Raw genomic sequence first — 1,010 nt, forward strand, 5'->3', positions numbered from 1 at the left:
CAACTTAGTTGCTCCCTTTTTTATTTAGTTTGTCCCGTCCGAGGAAAGGGCAATCTACGAGTTAACTTGCTTTTTTATCGTTGCTATCTTCAATTGATGCAACATTATCTGACTTTTTACTTTTTGTTGGCGCTTTGGCAACAACGGGATCTTTGCCGCCCTTTAATATAGTCATAAAGTCATCTTTGCTTTTCGCTATTTCTAAAGCAAGTGATTCAATTTGTTGCTCACTAAGCGGTACGTCTACCTTTTCTAGCATTAGCTCAAGTGATTCTGCTATATCGAGCATCTTGTCATAAGCATCAGCTTCTTTTTTGGTAGTAAACGTCATACGCTCGACTCCGTTTCGTTCTACAACATATTTAACAACAACAGCCATGATTTCTCCTGCAAAATTGCTTGGCACTGTGGTTTGTAAAAACCATTAGATTACTGTTTTTATGTACAGTAATGGTTTGTAAGTAAATTTGCAAGCGTGAAGTATTAATTTTTAGGTGTCTTAAATTTGACAAAAAACGGTAACTTTACTTTAGTTAAGCAATCACTTTGTTGTACCAGCTGCATTTTCAGGATTTCGGATCATAGTGATAATGCGCTTAGGTACACTTTAAGTGATGAACTTTACAGTTCCTTATTTATTGATTTCCTGAGCAATACTCAAAATTAAGAAAAGAAGAATAAGGGCAAGTTTAATGAAAACGTTAAAAAATTTACTCATCATAAGCTTATTATGCTTACTACCTGCAACTACCGTATATGCACAACTATCGGAAGTAACCAAGCAAATGCCTCAAGTTGAGACAATTAGTATAAATAATGCTGATGCAGATATGCTTGCTAAGCTACCGGGTATAGGTAAGAAAAAAGCGCAGGCAATTGTGGATTATCGTGAAGAAAACGGTGAATTTAAAAGCGTCAGTGATTTATCGCAAGTTAAAGGAATTGGTAAAAAACTATTAGCTAAATTAGAGGGGAAAATTTCACTTTAAAGCTATTAAGTAATAATCAGG

The 1,010-nt window shown here is 35.0% G+C and carries 2 protein-coding genes; one reads left to right on the plus strand and one right to left on the minus strand.

Annotated elements, in window-relative coordinates; all coding sequences use genetic code 11:
• Window positions 1-61 precede the first annotated feature (61 nt).
• Complete coding sequence (locus tag GQR46_RS20075; protein ID WP_165742291.1) at window positions 62-379, minus strand: YebG family protein; 318 nt, start codon at window positions 377-379, stop codon at window positions 62-64.
• Window positions 380-692: 313 nt separating this feature from the next.
• Between GQR46_RS20075 and GQR46_RS20080 the strand changes: the two genes are divergently transcribed.
• The gene (locus GQR46_RS20080) at window positions 693-989 is read left to right on the plus strand and encodes a helix-hairpin-helix domain-containing protein (protein ID WP_165728711.1); all 297 of its coding nucleotides are present in this window, start codon (window positions 693-695) and stop codon (window positions 987-989) included.
• Window positions 990-1,010 lie beyond the last annotated feature (21 nt).

This window comes from Pseudoalteromonas sp. Z1A6 (genome assembly GCF_011378745.1).
GTDB lineage: Bacteria > Pseudomonadota > Gammaproteobacteria > Enterobacterales > Alteromonadaceae > Pseudoalteromonas > Pseudoalteromonas arctica.

Bases quoted from the DNA above. Each gene is read 5' to 3' on its own strand.
- GQR46_RS20075 (WP_165742291.1), bottom strand. From the start codon at position 379: ATGGCTGTTGTTGTTAAATATGTTGTAGAACGAAACGGAGTCGAGCGT.
- GQR46_RS20080 (WP_165728711.1), top strand. From the start codon at position 693: ATGAAAACGTTAAAAAATTTACTCATCATAAGCTTATTATGCTTACTA.